The sequence below is a fragment of the Nitrospira japonica genome, assembly GCF_900169565.1.
Taxonomy (GTDB): Bacteria; Nitrospirota; Nitrospiria; order Nitrospirales; family Nitrospiraceae; genus Nitrospira_C; species Nitrospira_C japonica_A.
Window position 1 is genome coordinate 3,131,388 of sequence record NZ_LT828648.1, and the last position, 18,889, is coordinate 3,150,276.

Sequence of the window (18,889 nt, forward strand, 5' to 3'; positions counted from 1 at the left end):
GGTAATAGATCAGATGGCCGCTTCGCCCGTTTCATCCCTCTCAGACGCAGCTGCGCAGCACATCGTGCAAGTCCTGGCCGCCGAACTCAAAATCCTGCCACATCAAGTGTCATCCACCGTGGCCATGCTGGACGGAGGCGCGACCGTACCCTTCATCGCCCGATATCGGAAAGAAGCAACCGGCAACCTCGACGATACGACGCTGCGAAACCTGGACGAGCGGTTGATCTACCTGCGAGAACTCGAAGCGCGGCGTGCCGCAATCCTGACCTCCATCGAAGAGCAGGGAAAGCTCACGGATGCCTTGCGGGCCGCCGTCGGAGCGGCAGACACGAAGCAGGCGCTCGAAGATGTGTATCTGCCGTACAAGCCCAAACGGCGCACGAAGGCCGATATTGCACGCGAGGCGGGGCTCGAGCCTCTGGCCGATTCGCTGCTGGCCGACCCGACTCGGAATCCTCTTGAGGAAGCCGCTAAGTACGTCCGCGTGACGTCGGGAACCGATGGTGCCGACGCCGGCGCGGTTCCGGATGCGAAAGCGGCCCTCGAGGGCGCCCGCGACATCTTGATGCAACGCTTTGCGGAGACTGCCGAGCTGTTGGCGAAGCTGCGTGCGCGCCTGTGGGAGGAGGGGAGGCTGTCGTCGGCCGTCGTGCCGGGGAAAGAACTCGCCGAAGAGGAAAAGTTTCGCGATTACTATGCCTCGTCGGAGCCGATCAAGAACGTGCCGTCGCACCGCGCGCTGGCGATGTTCCGCGGATGGCACCTCGGCGTGCTGAAACTCGAATTGACCTTGGACGAAACGGCGGAGGCCATGGCAATCCATCCCTGCACGGCCATGATTGCCACGCACGTCGGGATCGCAGAGCGGGGCCGCCCCGCCGACGCCTGGCTCATGGAAGTGTGCCGCTGGACCTGGAAGGTCAAAGTACACCTGCAACTTACGACGGAACTGCTCCTTCGCGTGCGCGAAGCAGCTGAGACCGAAGCCATTCATGTATTCGCCCGCAATCTGCATGATCTCCTGTTGGCAGCGCCTGCTGGTCCAAAAGTGGTGCTCGGCATCGATCCCGGGATTCGCACCGGCTGCAAAGTGGCAGTGGTCGATGCGACGGGAAAACTGCTCGAGACCTCGACGATCTATCCGCATCAGCCCAGGAACGACTGGCAGGGATCATTGGCGACGTTGCGGCAATTGGTCGATCGGCATCAGGTCCACTTGATCGCAATCGGGAACGGCACGGCGAGCCGCGAAACGGATAAACTGGCGGCTGAACTGATGAAGCTCTCCACTGAGACGACGTCGGAAGGCCGTCTTGCCAAGATCGTCGTGAGCGAGGCCGGCGCTTCGGTCTATTCTGCATCCGCGCTGGCCGCGGCGGAATTTCCCAGCTTGGACGTCAGCCTTAGGGGCGCGGTCTCGATCGCGCGCCGGCTCCAAGATCCGCTGGCTGAGCTGGTCAAGATCGAACCGAAGTCGATCGGCGTCGGCCAGTACCAGCACGATGTCAATCAGCGCGCCCTCGCGCGGTCCCTCGATGCGACGGTGGAAGATTGCGTCAATGCCGTGGGCGTGGATGTGAACACGGCGTCGGTCCCGTTGCTCGCTCGGGTCTCCGGCTTGAACCAGACATTGGCCAAAAACATCGTCGAGTATCGGGATGCCCATGGAGCGTTCCGGGACCGGCGCGCACTGTGCAACGTGCCACGGCTCGGGGAGAAGACGTTCGAGCAGGCCGCCGGCTTTCTGCGCATCAACGATGGCGACAATCCGCTGGATCGGTCCGCCGTGCACCCGGAGGCCTATCCGGTCGTCGAGCGCATTCTGACCCAGCTTGGCAAACCGATGCAGGAGTTGATGGGGCAACGGTCACTCTTACAGGGCCTCTCGGCGGCGGACTTTATCGATGAGCGGTTCGGGCTCCCGACGGTCCGCGACATCCTGGTCGAATTAGAAAAGCCCGGCAGGGATCCGCGTCCAATCTTCAAGACGGCTGTCTTCAAAGATGGCGTGGAGGCGCTGTCCGACCTTCAGCCCGGCATGATCCTGGAGGGCGTCGTCACCAATGTGGCTGCCTTCGGTGCATTCGTCGATGTCGGCGTGCATCAGGACGGACTCGTGCATGTCTCGGCGTTGGCCAATCGGTTCGTGAAAGATCCGCACGAAGTCGTGAAGGCAGGCCAGGTCGTCAAGGTGAAAGTCTTGGAGATTGATTCAAAGCGGCAACGCATCTCATTGACGATGCGGCTGGACGAGGCGTCCGCTGTTCCACGTTCGCCACGTGAGACGAGTCATCAGGCGTCCAAGGCCGTGATGTCCGGCTCACGATCGGGCTCTGCGGCTCCTTCTGCTCAACCAATGGGCGCCTTGGCCCAAGCGCTGGCACGGGCCAAGGCAAAGCAGGCTGGATGAAAATAAGTACAGTCGCTGTTCTGAAAATTAAGCATGGCGAACCCATCTTGTTGAAGGCGTCGGCCAGCTGAGCAATGAGCGCTAGAGTTCTGGTGATCGGAAGAACGCGGGAATGACGAAATTCCCAGACATGCTACTTGTTCTGATGTTACGACAGGATCAAACTACTGAAAAGCCAGCCAGCCCATAGTTTTCTGTCAACACACTGTCTTCGAACTGTGCTTAGCCTGCATACTGCCTAGCGAACCTCGTCAACTCCTGATTGAAACGCTCCGAATCTTCCAACTGAGGGCTATGTCCAACTCCCTCAAACACCGATACCTCGGCATGCGAGATACAGGTCAAGAGATGTTTCGTATGAGCGGGGGTGATGACGGCATCCTTCTCTCCTGTCGTAACCAGGACGGGGACCCTGATTCCCTTCATGACCGTGTCGCGATCGATGTTGCGCGAGATCATCCCCAGACGTGCCGTCGGCGGCACCACCATACTGCAGGCAATCAAGATTTCTAGAACATCCTGCGGAGGTTGTTGTGCAAAAATGATCCGCACGAACTTGCATACCGCTTCGACGTTGGCTGTGAGATCGTCGGAACACATACCAGGGACGACGTTGATGAAATCGCTACCGAGCATGCTGCTTCCAGTTCCTCGACCCATGACCACAGCAGCACAGACGTAATTGATCCCACCGATCCCGCCCTCTCCATACTTCTCGAGATAATCATTGATGATATAGCCGCCATACGACCAGCCCACAAGCACTGGCTTGCGCAATGAAAGCGTGGTGAGGACGCCGTGGATATCGTCAGCCCAAAGGGTTGGCTGGCCGTACTGGTCGGATGCCGTCGGCTTTTCCGACATGCCATGACCGCGAAGATCGAGGCATACAAGGCGGAACTCTTCAGCCAGAGCGGATTGGTATTGTTTGAGCCAGGCGAGCGAACAGAGGTTGATGCCAGGAATCAGGAGGATGGTCCTGCCGTCGGGCTGGCCGAATTCGTGCACGGCCAACCGGAGCCCACCGCCTCCAGAGATGTGTTGTCTGGGCATCGGTGTAGAGCACTCAATAGACGAATGAGGATGGTATGCCTCGATCTATATTGTGTCAATCGGGACCATGTGGCCTTCTCCGAGTTCCGCTCACTGAAATTTCAATAGGCTTTCAGAGACTGGTCACTTCCCCAGTCGCATCGCTACATCGCAAAGTCCAGAGTATTAGATGGCTATCCATTGAGGAGGTTCCCATGGCGAACCGTGAAGAGAAAGTGGACGCACGCAGCCTCTTCTTGGCTGCTCCTGGCCGCTCGCCAGAAATCACTGAATCAGCGGACGCATATGGATGGCTCGTTGGAAGCTGGGAATTGGATATTCGTGTGTATTGGGCGACCGATGTGAGTGCAAAGGGGCTCAAAGGTGAGGCTCATTTTGGTTGGGCGCTCGAAGGTCGTGCGATTCAGGACGTGTGGATCATGCCCCGTGTGGCGGAGCGCACCTCCAATCAGGACAAGCACATGAATATGTACGGCACCACCCTCCGAGTCTGGGATGCCTCAATTCAGGCTTGGCGCATCACATGGATTAATCCGGCGGGAGACCACAGGGAAGAACAGATCGGTCGATGGAGTGGCAAGGATTTCGTGCAACTCGGAGTTCGTTCCGACGGGACGCCCACACGCTGGATGTTCACGAACATCATGCCAAATTCGTTTCGTTGGACCGGCGAAGCGCTGAAGCCGGACGGTACCACCTGGACGCTTGAAGGCGACTTCCGTGTAACAAGAATGCGCTAACATGTCAGTTAGCCGGGAGAACGGAAAAGGGGACAGGCTAAGCCGGCCCCTTTTCCAGGCCGCTTGATGCATTATTGAGTCTTCTTGTCTTGCTGCTCCATTTCACCCGCGGCCCGTGCCGATTTTCCTTCGCGAAGCTCCTCGGGTACTTGAGACATGTCCGGCTGCTTCCCGCTCTGCTGACGCTCCGTCGATTTCTTGGTTTGGCCGGTTCCTTTCTCGCCGATCCCCGCTGGCTCCTGAGCGGATCCTCGGATACCTTGCTGCTGCTGATTTAATTCTTGCGCAGCTTGCGCCGATTTGCCCTCCTGAATTTCCTCCGGTACCTGCGACATGTCGGGCTTGCTTCCGCTCTGTTGACGGTCCGTCGACTTTTGCGTCTGACCAGTCCCTTTTTCTCCGATGCCCGCCGGCTCTCCGGCAAATGCCGACGCGCCGAACACGAACGACGCGCCAACAAATAAGAACACAGGTAATCCGCTCTTGGTCATATTCATAATCCCTCCCGTTTACACATGATTGGCCAATCACCCATGCTCTCATCGTAAAAAGTTCCGGTCCTCCTTTGTACTAGGGCTATCCTGAGTCGATCGTCATGGGTGGGGATGAGATGGAACTGTGGGTTTGCTGACCTAGAGACTTTACTAGGGGGGATCTATACTCGGTGTGCGCGAATGGGCTTCTTTTGGAATTTGAAACTCTATTCTCTTTCTTAATTCCCGCTTCCGCGAGAATGACTTCTTTTCTATGGTTTCGGATTTGTCATTTCGAGTTTCTGAGTCTTGATATTTGGGATTTGTCCATTTGGTACTTGGACTTCCTTCATGGTTATCGTTTCGAATTTCGGATTTCGAATTTCGGATTTATTCAGTTGGTTTTTCAAGGAACGCAGGTTCGAAACATTTCGTCGCATAAGTCATCTATTTGGTTTGTCTCTTTAGGAATGGGTTCGAATTCCACGCCCGTCACCTGGTCCTGCTCAATCAAGAGACTGGCCCAGCAGCCACGATGCCGCATGTGTTGGCTGCCTTCCAGGAACGTGGTCGATCCGACAAAGGTGGACGCCTCTTTGTAGTAGCGGAGGATGACTCCGGTTTCATAGGGCACTTCCTTGGCAGGCTGCCCTGCGCACTGGCGTATGTGCGTTTGGCTTTTCCCGACCAGGCGCTGGGCTATGGGCTTCGGCGTAGATGGCGCGGGGGGCGAGGCGCATCCCACGATGAGCAGAACGGCGAGAGACCAACACAATGAAATATACCGGTTCAATCTGCGATGTTGTACACTCATTTCCACGTAACGAGCTGAGCGCGCCTGTGTCTGTATGATGTCCTGACTCGAAGAACCTGGAGCGACGTCATTCTAGGAGGCACTCGATCACGGCGCAAGTCTCTTCGCACGAAGTGAAAGGTTCATAGGATGCGCGTGCCCATTCTGGTTCTAGTCTTTCTAGTCTTCGCAGCCTTGTCCACATTGTCCTGCAGCGGCAAGCCGTCACCGCACGCGACGGAGGAACCGCCGCCGTCCACGGGGCACGTCGATACTGAAGATGACCTCATGCATGGAGATCATGAGGCCGAGGCGGTGCTCGCCATGTCCAACCCTCAAACCCATCTGGGACCGCATTTCCGATGGACCACGCTTCGCCCCACCAATCAGGCAGATCAAGCGACGGCCTGGGACTTCCTCCGGCATCTGCGACAGGATTTGGCCCCATTTCGCGAGTATCGCTTTGCCGAGGATGAAGGCTACGAAACATTCCTGCCGAACGTCCGGCAGACGCACTATCACTTTACGCGCAAGACGAACGGATTTAAGGCCAATTTCAAATTCGATCCCAAGCAGCCCACCTCGCTGTTATACCGGGACGCCCCAGGCGGCTATGAATTAGAAGGCGCGATGTTCACGGCGCCGAAGTGGGCGAGCGAGGAGGATTTGAATAAACGGATTCCTCTGAGCGTGGCGCAGTGGCATGCTCACGTGAATATCTGCCTGCCGCAGAAGAAGGACTTGCAGCACGCGGACTGGAAGAAGTTCGGCCCCAAAGGCTCGATCCTGACCAAAGCCGAATGCGATCAAGCCAACGGGCGATTCTATCCGCAGCTCTTCGGCTGGATGGTGCACATCTATCCGTACGCGGAGACGCCCGAGCAGATTTGGGCGCACTGAAAAGACGATGCCTGCCTCCTATTCGACGACCGTGAATTCATACGGCACGTCCTTGAGGGTCGCCAACAGCTGCGAAGTATGATCACCCCCGCGAGTTTCCATCGTGATATCGATCGCCGCTTCGTTCAAACCGACACCATAGTGCGCGCGGTTATACGACGTCTCCACGATGTTCGCACTCGCCTTGGCGATCACGGCGGCGAGCCCTTCCAATGCGCCGGGGTAATCCGGAAGGCGCACTCGCAGCCGTAATCTTCTGCCATCCCTGACCATACCCTGTTCGATGATTCTGGCCAGCAGCGTCACGTCGAGGTTGCCACCGGACACCAGGACGGCGATGTTCTTCCCGCGATGACCCGTCTTGGATTGAAGGATGGCGGCAAGGCTAATGGCCCCGGCACCTTCCGCCACCGTCTTTTCCCGCTCCAACAACACCAGAATCGCCGCGGCGATCTCATCTTCGTCCACCGTCACAATGGTATCGACATACTTCCTGACGAGGGGCAGCGTATGCGTACCCGCTTTGCGGACGGCAATGCCATCGGCCAAGGTGGATTGTGCGGGAAGACTCGCTGTTCCTTGGCCTTCGAGAGCGGCTTTCATGGAAGGGAGGCGGGCTGTTTGGACTCCGACGATCTCAACGTGAGCATGGCGCTCCTTGACCGCACAGCCGAGCCCTCCGATCAAGCCTCCGCCGCCGACCGGCACCACGATCACATCCAGATCGGGGTTCTGCTTCAGGAGTTCCAAACCGATCGTGCCTTGTCCGGCGATCACGGCCTCGTCATCAAAGGGATGAATGAACGTCGCCTTTCGCTCGCGGCTCTGTTCCAACGCGGCCGCGCATGCGTCGTCATAATTGTTTCCCTGCAACACGACGTCGGCCCCATACCCTCGCGTGGCCGTGAGTTTGACGAGCGGGGTGGACCTCGGCATCCAGATTTGGACCGGAATATGGTTCTGCGTGGCATGGTAGGCCACGCCCTGGCCATGGTTTCCGGCCGAGGCCGCAATCACTCCCTTCCGGCGTTCGGCATCGGTCATCGTCAGGATGCGGTTGAGGGCGCCGCGCTCCTTGAAGGACCCGGTCATCTGCAGATTTTCCAGTTTCAGAAAAATGGAATTTCCGGTGAGCCGCGACAGCGTCTTGGAATGGACCAGCGGCGATTCATAGATGGACGATCTGATGCGGCTCGCTGCGGCTTCGATTGATTCGAGGCTGACCATACCCTTCCTCCTTCTCGTATCGAGTGCTCTTCCGGACAAACAAAAAGCCCCTGGCAGAACTGAATCCGCCAGGGGCCTCGCGTCGATGACGCTGTGAATGCAGGCCGGCTCAGGCGGAACTGGCGATCATCATCGCCGCCGCCATGCTAATGCCGAGAGTCTGCAGAATGGTCTTCATGGTTGAACTACATGCCGTGCTTGATTTTTGCCGAGGGCAATATATACCAAGGACAGAGCATGGATAGCAAATGTGTAAAATTTCAAAGACCAAACGCGCAAATCCAAATTCGAAATCCGAAATCCGAAGTTCGAAATCCGAAGTTCGAAAGCGTATGAAGTCCCAAAATCCAAGACCCAAATATCAAAAATCCGAAATTCGAACGGACCCGAGCCCATGATAGAATCCCCATCATTGTGAGACGCGAGACCCATCCATTCTGCTTCCGCTCATTCTGGCTCTTCTTGTTCTGGTCCTGTTTGGCCGGTATCCTCGTGCCTCCTCATGCTATCGCCGACATGCAGACGATGACGGCAACCGGCGAATATCGGATGGTCGCGCACGACACGCCTGGCGATGCGGAACGCCTCGCCCTAGTTGCGGCAAAATCACAGATTCACAATGTGACGGCGGACTACCTTGCTACCGTTCCAGTGGTGCAACAACTCGGACTGAATCAGACAGAAATCCGTGCCTACACCGTGGGCCTCTTCGAGATCGATCAATATCCGGCCCGGCCCGCCGAGAGCGAGAGCGGCACCACTCTGTCCGTTCCGGTGAAGATTCACTTGGACCCTGCCGTGGTGGCCCGTCAACTGAATGGATTGATGCAGAACGAGCGAGCCAAGACGGAATTGATGCGCATCAGAGACACTCTCGACGCCTATTTCAAGGAACTGGACGATGACCGGACGCGCCTGGCCAAGACGAAGGAGGAGGCCGACGTGAAGGCGATCCTCCAGCATCGCCGCGACGTCCTGACACGGATCGACACCGAGGAACAATTCGCCCGCACCTGGACCACTCTATTCAGCATGCGGGAGGCCGCAGTTCCTCAGGGCCGGGCTCCGCAAGACAAGCATGGTCAGAGCAAGGAGCCGGCTCGCGCGCCAGGCAATGCCGAAGCGCATCGGAAGAAGGGAGCGTTGCTCGCCGACCAAGGCCGTTTTGACGAGGCACTCGTTGAGTTTCACGAGGCGCTCCGACTCATTCCCGATCTCGACCGGGCTCACCTCGGTCTCGGAGCCGCCCTGCAAGGCAAAGGGGATCTCGACGGGGCCATTGCCGAATACCAAACAGTCCTCAAACAGCATCCGAACGATGCCCATGCCCACAATAATTTGGGGAGTGCGCTCCAATTGAAAGGGGATGCTCCGGGAGCCATTGCTGAATACCGCAAGGCGCTGGAATCTGAACCCAATGATGCCGTGACCCACTTCAATCTCGGAACGGCGCTGGCAACGAACGGGAAGGGCCAGGAGGCCGTGGAAGCATATCGAACGGCGACCCGGCTCGATCCGGATCTATTTCAGGCGTACTTCGATCTTGGCGGGCTCTTGAGGGACAACAATCAACCACGCGAGGCGGTGAGCGCATTCCGGGAGTACCTCCGGCGGGCGCCGGATACGCCGGCCAATCGGCCGTTCATCGAGCAGGCCCGCGCCTACCTCGACACCGTCAGGGAGCAGCGCCGCGAGCGGCTCCGTCAAGGCACCGGCCCGTAACGCACGTCCGTGCACTTCGAGTCACCTGTGTTTCGCCCCTCCTATTCTCCTCTCTAGTTTTTCCGATACCCGAGTTTTACAATCGAATGTGATGTCCGAGATGTTTCACTCATCTCAAGGACACAGTCGTCCGTTGCCTTTCCTGGAATTCAAACCACTCCTCTGACGGTTCGTCGTCAGTTCGGAGTGCGCAAGCGAAAGGACTATCTTATGGACACCAAACGCCCATCAACGGATCAACCGGTTCTCGCCCACATTCAAGATCTCGTCCAAGAGGAGCATCGCCTATTCGAAAAAGGCGAGCATGGGACGGTCGCAGAGAAAGACCGTCACAGGCTCACTCAGGTGCAAGTCGAGTTGGATCAGTGTTGGGACCTCCTCCGCCAACGCCGCGCTTTGCGAGACGCCGGCCAGGATCCGAACCAGGCACAAGTTCGTCCGGCTCGAGTCGTCGAGAACTACGAACAATAGCTCCGCCAACGATCGGCCGGTCTGCGGTTAGGAGGTCCTCCCGCTCAGAAGGCTCTCTTAAAAGGAGGCTGGAATGAATGACGAGACGGAAGGCGTAAACCGGCGAAAATTTTTGCGCCGCAGTGCGTCTCTTATCGCAGGAGGAGCCGCGGCACTGGCCGTGCCTGCTGCCCGCGCCGAACCGTCGGACTCGCCGAAAGATCCGATGCGCGTCCCGGGAGCCTTGCCCCGTCCATATGGGGACCGCTCGCCGTTTGAGACCGCGCAGCGATCGGGAGCCGGCGGCCCCGGCTCCGCTCACGGTTGGGGGTCCAATGCTCCCAACAACATCAACTCCACCACACCGCTTCAGGATCTGCACGGGATCGTCACGCCGTCCGCGCTGCACTTCGAGCGGCACCATAACGGCGTGCCCGCCATTGATCCAGCCCGTCATCGCTTGTTGATTCACGGACTGGTCGATCGGCCGATGGTCTTTACGCTGACCGATCTGGAGCGTATTTCCTCTGTGTCGCGCCTCGCATTTCTCGAATGCTCCGGCAACTCGTGGGATTGCTGGGCGGAAAAAGCTCCAGACTTTACCGTCCAAGAGCTGCATGGACTGACCAGCACCAGCGAATGGACGGGAGTGAAACTATCGACGCTGCTGGATATCGTCGGCGTTCAACGCGGTGCCGGCTGGATGTTGGCAGAGGGAAGCGACGCCTCCGGCTTGGACCGGAGTGTACCCCTGACCGGCGACGTTCTCGAGGAAGCCATGATCTGCTATGGACAGAACGGCGAAGCGTTGAGACCCGAGCAGGGTTATCCGATGCGTCTCCTGCTTCCGGGATACGAGGGCAACATCAACGTGAAGTGGCTGCGGCGGTTGAAATTTGGCACCGCCCCATTTATGACGCGGTGGGAGACGGCCAAATATACCGATCTCATGCCGGATGGAACAGCCTACCAGTTCAGCCTCGTGATGGAGGCCAAGTCCGTGATTACGTCTCTGTCAGGCCGCCAGCAGATCCAACCGGGGTTTCACGAAATTCGCGGGCTGGCCTGGAGCGGCCGTGGCCGCGTGACGAAAGCCGAGGTCAGCCTGGACGGCGGGCGCACGTGGCAGGCGGCTCAGCTGCAAGAACCTATCCTTCCCAAATGCCATACGCGTTTTCGATTGCCATGGAAGTGGGACGGACAAGAGGCGATCTTGCAATCCCGCTGCACGGACGAGACGGGCTATGTCCAACCGACTCGTCAGGACCTCGTCAACGTCCGCGGCACCAATTCCGTCTATCACTATAACGGCATTCAAAGCTGGAAGGTGGAACGCGATGGACACGTGCGGAACATCTCTGTCTAAGTCGTCGATGGTGGCGCTCGGCTCACTGACGATTGCCCTGGGATGCGTGTGGACCGGATGGTCGGCGGAAGAGCGGGACTATGGAGTGGGGCGGCCGGCCACCCAGGAACAGATCCGTGCCTGGGACATCGACGTGAATTCGGTCGGGGAGGGACTTCCACCGGGACAAGGCACGGTCAAACAGGGTGCACAAGTGTTCGCATCCAAATGCGCCATGTGTCACGGTCCGACAGGGATCGAAGGTCCAAAGGACAAACTGGTAGGCGGACACAACACGCTGATGACGGCAAAGCCGCTCAAGACGATCGGCAGTTACTGGCCCTATGCGACGACGCTGTACGACTATGTCCATCGAGCCATGCCGTTTACCGCGCCGCAGTCTCTCACCCCGGATGAGACCTACTCGGTCGTCGCATGGCTGCTCTTCCAGAACAAGATCATCCCTGAAGACATGGTGATCGATGCGAAGACGTTACCCGCCATACGCATGCCGAACCGTGACGGGTTTGTTCGGGATCCACGACCAGACATTCGTTGAATCTGCGGGACGAGGAATCGCACGTGCCAATTCTAAGACGTGAGTGGCGCTGATCACTCTCCCAGAGTAGTGCTTTTTGCCTGGCTAAGGCGTATCCTCCACTTCCCTAACGTGGCGACCCTGGCCGGAGATGAGTTTGTGGGTGGTGACCCATGAATCTCGACTGGAACGCGCGTCAACAGTCGGCAGCCTGTCTTCTCGCGATCTTCATTACTACGTTCCTCTTCGGCTGTAAGGGCGAAGTCGCCTCCTCGCCGCCCCCTCAAGCGCTGGAAATCGGTGTGGTCACGGTGACACCCACTTCCGTGCCCGACGAGCCGGAGTTCATCGGTCAAGCGGAAGCCTCGCGGATCGTCGAAATTCGCTCACAGGTGACGGGCATCATTCAGGAACGTTTTTTCCAAGAGGGGAGGGAGGTCAAGAAGGGCGATCGGCTGTATCGGATCGATGAGGTGCCTTTCCGCGCGGCTGTCGTGAGTGCCAAAGGACGAGTCGCCCAGTCTGAAGCCCGTTTCGTTCACGCCAAACAAGATCTGGCTCGTGTGAAGCCGCTCCTCGAACAGGATGCCGTCAGCCAGAAGGATTTCGATGATGCGGTGGCCGAGCAACTGGCGGCCAAGGCCGCGCTGGAGACTGCGCATGGAGACTTGGACAAGGCCAAATTTGATTTGGATAATACAGTCATCGCGGCGCCGATCAGCGGATTGGTCGAGCGGACACGAGTCTACGAAGGCCGCTTGGTCTCGGCCCAGACGGATCTGCTCACCGTCATTCACCAGATTGATCCCATGTATGTCGTCGTCAACGCGCCGGAGGCCTTTCTGATCAAACGACGGGAGGATACGGCCGCCAAGAAGATCCAGCACCCCGGGGTCTACAAGCTGACGGGGACGCTTATTTTTCTCAATGGCAGCCGGTATGCGGAAGACGGGGTTCTGGATTTGCTCGATGTGGGATTGCGCAGCGACACCGGGGAACGGCCGGCACGCGTCACATTCCCCAACCATGACGGCATCATCATCCCCGGCCAGTTCGTGACCGTGCGCTTTCATGGAGTGACGCGGAGCAGCGTGATGTTGATTCCCCAGCGAGCCGTGCTGCAAGGGCCGAAGGGACCGATCGTCTACGTCGTCGATGCCGACAACAACGTGCAAATCCGTGACGTCAAGGCCACGGCCTGGCAAGGGACCCAATGGTTGGTGGAGGACGGCTTGGTCGCCGGAGAACGAGTCGTCGTGGACAGTTTGCAACGCGTCGTCCCTGGAACGGCCGTGAAGCCGGTCCCGGTCGAGACCGAGGCCGGGTCCTCCGGAAGTCCGCCATCCGATCCGAAGAGTCAGACAGCCAAATGAGCCCCCGGTTTTTCATTGACCGGCCGATCTTTGCCTCAGTCCTCTCGATCGTGATTGTGGTCGTCGGCCTGGTGGCGATGGCGACCCTGCCCATCGCGCAGTTTCCCCCGATCACTCCCCCCGTCGTGCAGATCGACGCCGACTACCCCGGAGCCAGTGCCGAGACCGTAGCGGATTCGGTCGCGCGTGTCATCGAGCTCCAGATCCCAGGGATCGACAATCTGCTCTACTACGACTCCACGAGCACGAATGACGGGCACATGACCCTCCGCCTGACGTTTCAGATCGGCACCAACATCGACATCGCGCAGGTCCAGGCGCAGAACCGGGAGAAACTGGCGGAACCGCAACTCCCGCCGGAAGTCATCCGCCAGGGCGTGTCGGTGAAGAAACTCTCGACCGACCTGCTGGCCGTGCTGGTGTTGCAGTCGGCCGATCCCAAGTACGACGCGTTCTTTCTCGCGAATTACGCCACTGTTCGCCTGGTGGATGACATCAGGCGTCTGCCGGGCGTGGGCGACGCCTATATTTTCGGACAGCAGAACTACAGCATGAGAATCGTCCTCGACCCGGTGCGCATGGCCCAACTCAGTCTCACCCCCAGCGACATCGTGAACGTCGTCCGGGAACAGAACCGGGACTTTCCCGCCGGCCTGGTCGGACGGGAACCCACACCCCAGGAGAACGAGCTCACGATTCCGATCATTACTCGCGGCCGGCTGACGGAGGTGAAGGACTTCGAAGAGATGATCGTCCGGGCGATGCCCAACGGCTCCATGATCCGCCTGAAGGACGTGGCCAGGATCGAACTGGGCGCTCAATCGTACGACCTGGAAGGCCGGTATCGGGCCAAACCGACGGCCCTGCTCCTGACGTTTCTCGCGCCGGGGTTCAACGCTCTCAACACGGTGAAAGCAGTCCGCAAGCGGATGGACGAACTGTCGAAGTCCTTCCCGCCAGGCGTCTCGTACGACGTGCCGTACAACACCACCAAATTTATCGAAGTGTCCGTCGAAGAAGTCGTCAAGACCTTGCGCGATGCGATGATCCTGGTGATCCTCGTCGTCTTTCTCTTCCTGCAGAGCTGGCGAGCGACGTTGATTCCGGCGGTGGCAGTGCCGGTATCGCTCATCGGGACGTTCGCCGGCATGGCTGCCCTCGGGTTCTCCATTAACACGCTGACGCTGTTCGGCATGATTCTCGCGATCGGGATCGTCGTAGACGACGCGATCGTCGTGGTCGAAAACGTCGAGCGCCACATGGAAGACGGATTGTCGCCCAAGGAGGCGGCCAACAAAGCGATGGAGGAAGTGACAGGTCCCGTGATCGCCATCGTGCTGGTCCTGGGTGCGGTGTTTGTGCCGGTGGGATTCATGGGCGGCATCACCGGACAGCTGTACAAGCAATTCGCCATTACCATCGCCATCTCGGTCGCCATTTCGGGGTTCGTGGCCTTGACGTTGAGCCCTGCGCTTGCCGCGTTAGTGCTCAACCCGCGTCATCCTTCGGAAAAGGGATTATTCTCCCACTTCAATCGCATGTTCGGCTGGGCCCAAGTCCGCTATGCCGGCGCCGTCGGCGGGACGATTTCACGTCCATGGCTGTCCCTCGCTTTGTTCGGCATGGTGGTGCTCCTGGCGCTGGCCCTTTTCCGCGTGACCCCCTCAGGTTTTCTGCCCGACGAGGATCAGGGCTACATCATCGTGGTCGCGCAGCTTCCCGACGGAGCTTCGAAGAAACGAACCAATGCCGTGATGGATAAGGTCGAAGGATTTTTTCTCGCGAATCCGTCCGTGTATGCGACGAACGGGCTGACCGGGCAGAATTTCGTCTTCGGCACCCGGGGAACCTACACCGCCACGTCATTCGTCCCCCTCAAGCCCTGGGACGAACGGAAGGAGCCGCATCAGCATGCGAAAGCGTTGATCGCCGACGCCTTCGCCGAGTTCAAGAAGTTCCGTGACGCGATCGTGCTGGCTTTCAACCCGCCGTCTATCAGAGGGCTCGGGGCCACGGGCGGATTCTCCATTCAAATCCAGGATCCCAGCGGAGGGGATTTCAGAAAATTTTCCGCCGTGACCAAGGATTTCATCGCCAAGGCCAGGCAAGACCCGGCCATCGGCGCCATCAGCACCAGCTTCCGCGTCACCGCGCCTCGGCTGTATGCCAACATCAACCGTGACCGGGCGAAAGCCCTCGGGATTCCCATTTCCGAAGTCTTCGACACGATGCAGGCCTACTTCGGCAACTTCTATATCAATGACTTCGTGAAATTCGGCCGGGTGTACCGTGTTCAAACCGAAGCAGAATCTCAATACCGCATGGCTCCGCAGGACATCTCCAAGATCTACGTGCGGGCCTTGAGCAGCCAGGGTCAGGCCATGATTCCGCTCGACACGGTCGTCACGACCGAAGCCACGAGCGGACCCGATCCAGTGACACACTTCAACGGGTTCAACACCGCCCTGGTCCTGGGGGCCTCGAGTCCAGGATACAGTTCCGGACAAACGCTGGATGCGCTCGAACGGGTGGCGCAGGACGTGTTGGTGCCCCAAGGGTATGCGATCGACTGGAGCGGTATTTCCTTCCAGGAACGGAAGGCGGGCACTCAATCATTTCTGGCATTCGGGTTTGGCCTGCTCATGGTCTTTCTGGTACTTGCGGCGCAGTACGAGAGTTGGACTGTGCCCTTCGCCGTGATCATTGCGGTGCCCTTCGGTGTCTTTGGAGCCTTGTCGGCGGTCTGGCTGCTCGGCATGAACAATGACATTTATTTCCAAATCGGGCTGGTCACCCTGATCGGACTGTCGGCCAAGAATGCCATCCTGATCGTGGAGTTCGCCAACCAGCAATACCAACAGGGCCACTCATTGGTGGACGCGGCAATCGAGGCCGCCAGGCTTCGCTTCCGTCCCATCATCATGACGTCGATGGCCTTCATTCTCGGCGTGCTGCCGTTGGTGATCGCCACGGGAGCCGGCGCCGCCAGCCGGCGATCGATCGGTACCGGTGTGCTCGGCGGCATGCTGGCGGCCACGTTCCTCGCCATCTTCTTCGTTCCGTTGTTCTTTGTACTGATCGGTAAACTCAATCAACGGGTCACCGGTCGTGGCGCGGTCACGCCGCCGCCCACGACGAGTCAGATACATCCTCAACGGGTTCTTCCTGCCGGGCGTTCGGGGTGACCGTGTATGGCCGGGTCTTGCCATTGACCTTCCATTTCGCGACGGAGGTACGATCATGCGCGATGTGATGCTCCGATCGTTCCTGGTGGGACTACTGGGACTGCTGGTCTCCTGCAAGATGGGGCCGGACTATGCCAGACCTGCCATTCCAGTTTCCGACTCATTCCGCATGGCGGAGGAAGAAAAGAACCTGCAATCCTTCGCCAATGTTCCGTGGTGGGACCTCTATCGAGATGAGGAACTCCAGAAACTCATTCGTCTCGCGCTGGAGGGGAACAAGGATCTCAAACGGGCCGTGGCGACCGTTGACGAATTCGCCGCGCGAGTGCTTGTCACCAGAACCGATTTTGCTCCCCAGATGAATGTGGCGGTGAATGCGCCGGGCTTCGGCAATACGAGAAATTTGTCCTTCCCCGGATTTCCCAACCTGTTCAACTACTATGTTCAGGGCAATCTCGCCTGGGAACTGGATATCTGGGGACGAATCCGCCGGTCCAATGAGGCGGCGATCGGAGACTTGCTCTCCCGGGAAGAGAACCGGCGGGGCATCATTCTGCAGATCGTCAGCGGAGTGGCCCAAGCCTACTTCGAATTACGGCAGTTCGATTTGCAGCGGGACATCGCCCTGCGGACCTTGGACGCGTGGGATGAATCCGTGCGGATTGCCCGGGCGCGATTCAAACAGGGCTATATCCATAGGCTGGACGTCGAACAGTTTGAGGCCGAGCGGGAGAATGCCGCGGCCCGGATTGCGGAATTGAAGCGGCAGATCGTGCAGAAGGAGAACGAGCTCAGCGTGTTGCTAGGGAGAAATCCCCATCAAATCTCGAGGGGGCGGGCCCTGACCGAACAGGTGATGCCGCCGGTCGTGCCGGCCGGCCTTCCCTCGGAATTACTCCAGCGCCGTCCGGACGTCGTGCAGGCCGAGCAACAGGTGGCCGCCGCAACCGCCAGGATCGGTCAGGCCAAGGCCGACCGATTTCCCAAACTGAGCATCACGGGCATTCTCGGTATCGCCAGTCCTCAGTTGACTCAGTTGGTGGCTCACGAGACCTTCTTCGGAGTGGCGGGTCCCAGCGTGGCCGGCCCCTTATTGAATGCACAGGTGTTGGGTTTCCAACAGGAGGCGGCTGAAGCCCAAGCAAGACAGACCGTCGCCCAATACGAACAGACCATTCTGGTGGCGTTCAGAGAAGTGGAGGATTCGTTGGTGGCAGTGTCCACAGCCGATGAGCAGGTGGCCGCACAAGCGCGGCAGGTCAAGGCACTCCAGGCGGCACTGCACCTGGCGAACCTGCGCTATAAAGGCGGGATTGCCAACTATCTCGATGTCCTCATTGCCCAGCGGAACCTCTTCGATGCCGAATTGTCATTGGCTTCGACGCGCCGACTGCACCTCGTCTCGGTGGTTCAACTCTACAAGGCCCTGGGCGGAGGCTGGCTGCCGGCACCGGCCACGGAGAGCCAAGAATCAGAGCAGCACGCCCGCATGGAATAGGCACGGGACGAGCGACGAATTTGGCCCGATAGAGAATCAGTCATTTCATCCATCGGACCAACGTGAGGCACGATGAGACCACGTCTTGCTGGAAAAGTTGCGGTGATTTCCGGAGGCGGCAGGGGATTGGGATTGGCGACAGCCAGACTCTTCGCGCGTGAGGGCGCCTCCGTGGTCATCGGACAGCGTGACCGCGTTGAAGGCGAACAGGCGGTGACCAGCATGCATGCCGACGGCGAACGCGCCTGTTTTTCCGCCCTGGACGTAACACAGGAAGACTCGTGGCAGCAGGTTATCCATACGGCTCTGGAAACGTTCGGCCGGCTCGACATATTGGTGAACAATGCAGGGGTCCTTCAAATGGAAGGCGTGGAGGATTTAACCCAAGACGTTTGGGACCATACCATTGCGGTGAATCAGACCGGCACGTGGCTCGGGATGAAAGCGGCCATTCCAGCCATGCGCAAAACAGGAGGAGGCTCGATCGTCAACGTCGCGTCAATCGCCGGCTTGATCGGCCATGGCCAAGTGTTTGCGTATCAGGCGAGTAAAGGCGCCGTGGTGATCATGTCCAAAAGCGCCGCCATTGAGTACGCGCGCGAAGGCATTCGGGTCAACACTGTCATTCCCGGCCCGGCCGATACCGCCATGTTCAGCCAGGTCGAGCAAGCCCTCGCACAGCAGGTCAAGAATCAGATTCCTTTGGGACGCATCGCACGACCGGAAGACGTTGCGTATGGCGTGCTCTATCTCGCATCCGACGAAGCCGCGTATGTAACGGGCACTGAATTGGTCATAGACGGAGGCTTCACGGCACAGTAAGCGGATCGGCGGTCGTGCAACCAACCCTGCCGTTCCCGTAGAATACGATCCGCCATCTGTCACGCATAGCTTACGAGTTTTTCACCGCGCCACTCGCCGTGGCGAAGGTGATTCGCCAAGGCAGACGAACACGTTCAACCAGTCACATCACTGAGAGGACCACGCCATGAAGAATGTCGACATGACCGTCGAAGGCACGATACTGACGATTAAGGTCGATCTCTCCAAAGAGTTCGGACCTTCCGCCTCGGGCAAGACCATCATCATCGCCTCGACTGAGGGGAATGTCACAATTCCGAATCGGGAGGAAAAGGTCGGGCTCAACGTGTATCGAAAGAAGCCATAATTTGTTTCCCG

Annotated in this window: 16 protein-coding genes; 12 read left to right on the forward strand and 4 right to left on the reverse strand. The window is 58.7% G+C overall.

Annotation, left to right across the window (positions count from 1 at the left end; genetic code table 11):
- Nucleotides 1–13 precede the first annotated feature (13 nt).
- Nucleotides 14–2,413: a Tex family protein gene (locus tag NSJP_RS14920; RefSeq protein ID WP_080888617.1), complete on the forward strand. Its 2,400-nt coding sequence runs from the start codon at nucleotides 14–16 to the stop codon at nucleotides 2,411–2,413.
- Between the two features lie 222 nt (nucleotides 2,414–2,635).
- Here the strand turns inward: NSJP_RS14920 and NSJP_RS14925 are convergent, their stop codons facing one another.
- Complete coding sequence (locus NSJP_RS14925; protein ID WP_080887659.1) at nucleotides 2,636–3,466, reverse strand: alpha/beta fold hydrolase; 831 nt, start codon at nucleotides 3,464–3,466, stop codon at nucleotides 2,636–2,638.
- A 194-nt stretch (nucleotides 3,467–3,660) separates the two neighbouring features.
- On the opposite strand from NSJP_RS14925, the gene NSJP_RS14930 reads away from it, so the two are divergent.
- Nucleotides 3,661–4,206, forward strand: coding sequence for a hypothetical protein (locus NSJP_RS14930; RefSeq protein WP_080887660.1), 546 nt, complete (start codon nucleotides 3,661–3,663; stop codon nucleotides 4,204–4,206).
- Nucleotides 4,207–4,277: 71 nt separating this feature from the next.
- Here NSJP_RS14930 and NSJP_RS14935 read toward each other — a convergent pair whose 3' ends face one another.
- Together NSJP_RS14935 and NSJP_RS19365 are read right to left on the reverse strand one after the other, a co-directional pair.
- A complete protein-coding gene (locus NSJP_RS14935; RefSeq protein ID WP_155970276.1) occupies nucleotides 4,278–4,703 on the reverse strand; it encodes a hypothetical protein in 426 nt (141 codons plus the stop codon).
- 382 nt (nucleotides 4,704–5,085) lie between these two features.
- Nucleotides 5,086–5,454 carry a hypothetical protein gene (locus NSJP_RS19365; RefSeq protein ID WP_172834368.1) on the reverse strand — a complete coding sequence of 123 codons (369 nt, stop codon included), beginning with the start codon at nucleotides 5,452–5,454 and terminating at the stop codon, nucleotides 5,086–5,088.
- A 168-nt stretch (nucleotides 5,455–5,622) separates the two neighbouring features.
- Between NSJP_RS19365 and NSJP_RS14945 the strand changes: the two genes are divergently transcribed.
- The gene (locus NSJP_RS14945) at nucleotides 5,623–6,372 is read left to right on the forward strand and encodes a hypothetical protein (protein ID WP_080887663.1); all 750 of its coding nucleotides are present in this window, start codon (nucleotides 5,623–5,625) and stop codon (nucleotides 6,370–6,372) included.
- 18 nt (nucleotides 6,373–6,390) lie between these two features.
- On the opposite strand, the gene NSJP_RS14950 is transcribed toward NSJP_RS14945, so the two are convergent.
- Nucleotides 6,391–7,599, reverse strand: coding sequence for a threonine ammonia-lyase (locus tag NSJP_RS14950; protein ID WP_080887664.1), 1,209 nt, complete (start codon nucleotides 7,597–7,599; stop codon nucleotides 6,391–6,393).
- Nucleotides 7,600–8,013: 414 nt separating this feature from the next.
- Here NSJP_RS14950 and NSJP_RS14960 point away from each other — a divergent pair, with 414 nt between their 5' ends.
- From NSJP_RS14960 to NSJP_RS15000, 9 genes are all read left to right on the forward strand, one after another.
- Nucleotides 8,014–9,321, forward strand: a complete 1,308-nt coding sequence (locus tag NSJP_RS14960) for a tetratricopeptide repeat protein (RefSeq protein ID WP_080887666.1) — start codon at nucleotides 8,014–8,016, stop codon at nucleotides 9,319–9,321.
- 210 nt (nucleotides 9,322–9,531) lie between these two features.
- Nucleotides 9,532–9,792 carry a DUF2630 family protein gene (locus NSJP_RS14965; RefSeq protein WP_080887667.1) on the forward strand — a complete coding sequence of 87 codons (261 nt, stop codon included), beginning with the start codon at nucleotides 9,532–9,534 and terminating at the stop codon, nucleotides 9,790–9,792.
- Between the two features lie 73 nt (nucleotides 9,793–9,865).
- Nucleotides 9,866–11,137, forward strand: a complete 1,272-nt coding sequence (gene soxC, locus NSJP_RS14970; protein WP_080887668.1) for a sulfite dehydrogenase — start codon at nucleotides 9,866–9,868, stop codon at nucleotides 11,135–11,137.
- Nucleotides 11,109–11,675 carry a c-type cytochrome gene (locus NSJP_RS14975; protein WP_197685431.1) on the forward strand — a complete coding sequence of 189 codons (567 nt, stop codon included), beginning with the start codon at nucleotides 11,109–11,111 and terminating at the stop codon, nucleotides 11,673–11,675. Before soxC ends, NSJP_RS14975 begins: the two co-directional genes overlap by 29 nt.
- Before the next feature lie 152 nt (nucleotides 11,676–11,827).
- Complete coding sequence (locus tag NSJP_RS14980; protein WP_080887670.1) at nucleotides 11,828–13,027, forward strand: efflux RND transporter periplasmic adaptor subunit; 1,200 nt, start codon at nucleotides 11,828–11,830, stop codon at nucleotides 13,025–13,027.
- On the forward strand, nucleotides 13,024–16,212 hold the full coding sequence (locus tag NSJP_RS14985) for a multidrug efflux RND transporter permease subunit (protein WP_080887671.1): 3,189 nt from the start codon (nucleotides 13,024–13,026) through the stop codon (nucleotides 16,210–16,212). The genes NSJP_RS14980 and NSJP_RS14985 overlap by 4 nt, the downstream gene beginning before the upstream one ends.
- Nucleotides 16,213–16,267: 55 nt before the next feature.
- Nucleotides 16,268–17,710 (forward strand): efflux transporter outer membrane subunit, encoded by a 1,443-nt coding sequence (locus tag NSJP_RS14990; RefSeq protein WP_231989396.1) that lies wholly within the window; start codon nucleotides 16,268–16,270, stop codon nucleotides 17,708–17,710.
- A 72-nt stretch (nucleotides 17,711–17,782) separates the two neighbouring features.
- Nucleotides 17,783–18,532 carry an SDR family NAD(P)-dependent oxidoreductase gene (locus tag NSJP_RS14995; protein WP_080887672.1) on the forward strand — a complete coding sequence of 250 codons (750 nt, stop codon included), beginning with the start codon at nucleotides 17,783–17,785 and terminating at the stop codon, nucleotides 18,530–18,532.
- A gap of 166 nt (nucleotides 18,533–18,698) precedes the next feature.
- On the forward strand, nucleotides 18,699–18,878 hold the full coding sequence (locus tag NSJP_RS15000; protein ID WP_080887673.1) for a hypothetical protein: 180 nt from the start codon (nucleotides 18,699–18,701) through the stop codon (nucleotides 18,876–18,878).
- Nucleotides 18,879–18,889: the final 11 nt, after the last annotated feature.